The sequence below is a fragment of the uncultured Marinobacter sp. genome (assembly GCF_963974375.1).
Classification (GTDB): domain Bacteria; phylum Pseudomonadota; class Gammaproteobacteria; order Pseudomonadales; family Oleiphilaceae; genus Marinobacter.
In genome coordinates this window covers 1-4,623 of the sequence record NZ_CAXBDN010000310.1, presented here as the reverse complement: position 1 = coordinate 4,623, position 4,623 = coordinate 1, and the positions used below count along the sequence as shown (strand labels likewise).

Genomic DNA, 4,623 nt, shown 5'->3' with positions numbered 1-4,623 from the left:
GGCGACCAGGGCGCAGCACCGGACCAGCGGTGCCGCTGCCTCCTGGTGTCTTCTTGGTGGTCGTCTCAGCCATTGTCAGCAATGCCCCAAAACCGTACCGGCTTCGTAAACGGGTAAGGTGATGTACGAGTCACACAGTCATCAAACTCGTACAGTGTCTTTCGAGTATATCGCCCGAACGTCAAATATCTTGAATTACAAAACGTTTTGATACGTAACCGGGCCGCCGTTAAACTTGCGGAAGCCACCCACACACTCAGCTCATCAAGGCAGGAGACAGCATGTTCACCGGTATTGTTCAGGGAATTGCGATCATCGACAAACTGGATGCCAGACCCGGGCTGACCACCTACACCGTCCGCTTCCCGGAAGCCATGCTTGACAGCGTCAGCATCGGTGCCTCGGTTGCTCTTGATGGCACCTGCCTCACGGTTACGGAACAGCAGGGAAACTGCCTGTTGTTTGATGCGATGCAGGAAACCCTGAAGCTGACCACACTGGGATCGTTGCAGATCGGGGACCAGGTGAATTTTGAACGGGCAGCACGAATCGGTGATGAAATCGGCGGTCATTTGCTCTCCGGCCATATTCATACCACCGCAAAGGTGGTGTCGGTCGAAACTCCGGAAAACAACCGGACCCTGACATTTGAGGTGCCGGCACACTGGCAACGCTATCTGTTCCCGAAAGGGTATATTGCGGTGAACGGCGCCAGCCTGACCATCGGGGAAGTCAGCGGCAATCGTTTCAATGTGCATCTGATTCCAGAAACCCTGAGGGCGACCACTTTCCAGCACATCGTTGAGGACGATCAGGTCAATATCGAGGTAGACAGCCAGACCCAGACCATTGTCGATACCCTGGCACGAATGGGCTACAACCGGCCGCCGGATCCTGGAGCCTGAACGTGGTCAGGCCGACGCTTCAAACACCACAAACCTGGGGTCGGCAGCCAGCTGGCGGACCGAGCTGAAGCTGCGCTGAAGGCTCTGGTGGTACCCCAGGTGGCGATTGCCCACCATCAACATACGACCACCCGGAGCAAGGCTCGCAGCAACGTCGGCAAACAACCGCAGGGCGATGTGATCACCGACCGCACCACCTTCGTGAAACGGCGGGTTCAGCAACACAAGGTCAAACTTTCCGGCGCCGGCAGGTACGCCATCGCTGTGGAAAAAACCCGCATCTGGTGACGTTTCGGCCGTCTGCAACTGCTCAAGGTTACGGCTGACACTGACAATGGCCTGGGATGAGATATCCGCGAAGGTCAGCGCCAGGCCGCTGTTGACCTGCAGTGCCGACAGCCCCAGTACGCCATTACCGCAGGCCAGATCCAGAACCCGTATCCCGGGAGACAGATCCCTGACCGCGTCAGCAATGACCGGTAGCAGCAGCCCGGCCCCACTGTCGAGGGTTTCCCGGCCAAATACCGCCGGCAAAGCCTGCAGGTTCAGTCCGCTGGGCAAGCGGTAGCCTCGCCACAACCCGTTCCAGTGCTCGAGGGCATCCGTGCCAGGGTGGCAAGCCACCAGCCTGGCTTTCTTCTTCGCCGGCAGGACCTGTTCGGTTTCCACCAGTTTCTGGTAAAGCCGCACACTCCGGGACGGCAGGTGTTTGATCATACCGCCGGTCAGCAACAACCCGCCGGGTTTCAGCCGGCTATTGGCCCAACGCAGCAGCATCTCCAGGTAATCCAGCTGCCTTGGCACCTTGAATATGACGGCATCCAGGGTTGCCGCTTCCAGACCGCCACCACCCCGGGGGTGCCACAGGGTCTGATCGCACCAGCTGTTGAGTTCCGGAACCGGCAGCTTGTTGGCTTGTGCGTTGACGGACAGAGCGTCTGCCAGTCCCGCGCTGTCCGCCAGCACCCGGGGCGCCAACGAGTGCAGGCCAAGACTCAGGGCGCCATGGCTGTCATCCATCACGACAATCCGCTGCCCCGGGACCAGCCGCGTCAGCGCTTCTTCGATCAGTTGCTCATCGGCGGCATCCCAGGCTCGCAAAGAGCGTCCTCCGGGATGATGACGCCGGATCTGCAACACACTCCGAGAGGTAACCAGTGCCTGATCAGACATTATTCAGGCCTCATGCCCGCCGGGCCTGATACACCACAAAGCGGCCATCCTCAGCCAGAATCCTGACCGGACCGACCCCCTCCTCCAGCAATGACACATAAGGCAGGAATCGGTTGGCAACCAGCCGCAATTCGCCTCCGGGCAACAGATGCGCCCGTACTTGCCGGAGAAAGGTCTCGGTCATGGAGGTGTCGGTGCGCACGCCGGTATGGAACGGAGGATTGGTGATAATGGATCGATAGTAACCCAGCTCTGCCGGCAAACCGTCACTGGCCACCAGTTCGCCACTCGCACTGTTGCGGGCATAGGTCTGACGGGCGCAATCAATAGCCTGGGCCTGGACATCAACGCCATCCACAGGGCCCAGATCCGGATAGCGGGTTTGCAGCCAGGCACCGATGACGCCGGAACCACAGGCAAAATCCAGCACCGCCCCCCGCGGTGGCTGCTCCGCCAACGTTGCCAGCAAGCGCCGGGTGCCTTCATCGAGCCTGCCCGCACTGAAAATTCCGGGGAAGTCGGCAACCGGAATGTCGGTCCCGGCAACCTCGGCCTGGTGCCAGCTCAGCCACTGTTCGGCGACAAATGGCTGACCGGTCTGTGGTGGGTGGGCCAGCCATACCTGACAATGACGGGCGCTGTCCTGCTTGCTGGCATCCGGGGCAATGGCCTGCAGTTGTCTGACCGCGCCGGCAATGCCTTCCTTTTTCTCACCCACAACAACCAACCCGCCGCCCCGGGTCAGCAGACTTGCCGCCAGCGCCAGCTGCATGGTCAGGGCAGCTTTTGCCTTGGGCACGAACAACACCACGGTATCCAGTGACCCGGGACAGTCTGCGCGGTAGCCAAACACCGGCTGGCAGCGATCTGCGGCCTGTAACCTGGCAAACGTGCCTGCGTGTTCACAGATCACCAGCGGGGACTCGCTGAAGGACAGCTCCGCCAGCAATCCGGGACCAGTCAGGCCAATAAAGCCAACCCGGCCCTGCAGTAAATCACGGTTTCGCAACAGTGCCTGACTGGCATTGGTTAATGCCGTCATCAACGGGGACTCCGGCCGGAGCGAACCGGCCGGGCAATCAGCTCATCGATACTGCGCTGTTGAATGGCGACGCGTTCGTTCTCGCCGTTGATGCTCAACCCGAGATCACGGAGCACGCCATCGGCAACGTCATAGATAAACCCGTTCACGGAAAGTGGCTGGCCCCGGTCCCAGGCATTCTGCACAATGGAGTTCTGGCAGACATGACCCACCTGTTCCACCACATTGAACTCACAAAGACGGTCCAGCTGATCCTGCTCTGAGGGCAGGGTTGCGAGTACGTCCTGATACTTGTCCCGGACGTCCTGAACATGACGCAACCAGTTGCTGATCAGACCAAATCCCTGGTTGGTCAGGGCGGCCCTGACACCACCGCAACTGTAGTGGCCCACCACCAGCACGTGTTTGACCTTCAGTACCTCAACCGCAAACTGGAGGACCGACAAACAATTGAAATCAGTATGGACCACCACGTTGGCTACATTCCGGTGCACAAACAGCTCACCGGGCATCATGTCAACTATCTGGTTGGCCGGCACCCGGCTGTCTGCGCAGCCGATCCAGAGATATTCCGGCGCCTGCTGGTTGGACAAACGACGAAAGAAATCAGGATCGCCCTGCTTGATGTTGTCCGCCCATTGCTGGTTTTTCTGTAACAACGATTCCAGTCCACTCATTCATCTGCTCCATTTGTTCAGAATCCGGTGGCAGGGGCTGGCCCGACCATGCCGCGCAGATTGAACGGTATTTGACGCTTTATCGCAAGAGGCGATCGATATAAACAGGCGTCTGATCAACCGCTTGCCGTGTCCTCCTGCGACAGCGGCGTGTGCAGCGTACTCTGGGCAAGATCCAGCAACTCCCTGAGCGCCACCGAAAACATTGCATATTCGGGCTCACGGGTTGCCTTGAGTTCCTCGAGCATGCTGCGCCAACGGGCTATCATGACCTCATGCTGACTCATCCACAGCCCGACACAGGTTTCCAGTGCTCCCGGGTTTTCCGCCATTTTAAGAACCCCGGTGGTCAGTGCCCGTTGCTGCCAGTGCAGATCCTCTCTGAAGCTCTCCCGGGCCAGCGCCTGCCAGTGTGAGCTCGGCACCAGCGCCGCAATGGCGTTGCCAAACCAGTTCAGCTCCAGCTGTTCCCCCAGGGTGAAGTAGAGGTTGGCCACGGTTTTCAGTGGCACCCCGACACTTTCATGGACCTCAATGATACCCAGGGCCGAGTAAAGATGACTGCTGCCCGAGACGACTGCCGCCAGATCACCGGGCACACCGAGTTTCTCCAGCTTCTGGTACTGGGCTTTCCATTCTTTTTCAGCACCCGCGCCAAGAAAGTCCGCAAGATTGCCGGCAATATCACCGATGTTGTCGGTAAACCGGTCCAGATGATTCTGGATGTTCAGCTCACTGCGACGATTGCGCAACAACCAGCGCACGGCACGACGGATCAGCCGCATCAGATCGTTCATCAGCTGGATCTGCAGCTCTGCCGGCAACC

At 59.3% G+C, this 4,623-nt stretch carries 4 protein-coding genes and 1 pseudogene; 1 reads left to right on the top strand and 4 read right to left on the bottom strand.

Annotation, left to right across the window (positions count from 1 at the left end):
• The first annotated feature begins 281 nt into the window (after positions 1-281).
• Positions 282-905: a riboflavin synthase subunit alpha gene (locus AAC035_RS18910; protein WP_339806662.1), complete on the top strand. Its 624-nt coding sequence runs from the start codon at positions 282-284 to the stop codon at positions 903-905.
• A 6-nt stretch (positions 906-911) separates the two neighbouring features.
• On the opposite strand, the gene AAC035_RS18905 is transcribed toward AAC035_RS18910, so the two are convergent.
• The 4 genes and pseudogenes from AAC035_RS18905 to AAC035_RS18890 all read right to left on the bottom strand — a co-directional run.
• Positions 912-2,078, bottom strand: coding sequence for a methyltransferase (locus AAC035_RS18905; RefSeq protein WP_339806661.1), 1,167 nt, complete (start codon positions 2,076-2,078; stop codon positions 912-914).
• A gap of 10 nt (positions 2,079-2,088) precedes the next feature.
• Positions 2,089-3,120 carry a class I SAM-dependent methyltransferase gene (locus AAC035_RS18900; protein ID WP_339806660.1) on the bottom strand — a complete coding sequence of 344 codons (1,032 nt, stop codon included), beginning with the start codon at positions 3,118-3,120 and terminating at the stop codon, positions 2,089-2,091.
• Positions 3,120-3,797 (bottom strand): carbonate dehydratase, encoded by a 678-nt coding sequence (gene can / locus AAC035_RS18895; protein WP_339806659.1) that lies wholly within the window; start codon positions 3,795-3,797, stop codon positions 3,120-3,122. Before can ends, AAC035_RS18900 begins: the two co-directional genes overlap by 1 nt.
• 116 nt (positions 3,798-3,913) lie before the next feature.
• Positions 3,914-4,623, bottom strand: a pseudogene (locus tag AAC035_RS18890) (NAD-glutamate dehydrogenase); the annotation flags it as partial.

What these genes read in the sequence shown, in the direction of transcription:
- AAC035_RS18910 (WP_339806662.1), top strand. Translation starts at nt 282, where the DNA reads ATGTTCACCGGTATTGTTCAGGGAATTGCGATCATCGACAAACTGGAT.
- can (WP_339806659.1), bottom strand. Translation starts at nt 3,797, where the DNA reads ATGAGTGGACTGGAATCGTTGTTACAGAAAAACCAGCAATGGGCGGAC.
- AAC035_RS18900 (WP_339806660.1), bottom strand. Translation starts at nt 3,120, where the DNA reads ATGACGGCATTAACCAATGCCAGTCAGGCACTGTTGCGAAACCGTGAT.
- AAC035_RS18905 (WP_339806661.1), bottom strand. Translation starts at nt 2,078, where the DNA reads ATGTCTGATCAGGCACTGGTTACCTCTCGGAGTGTGTTGCAGATCCGG.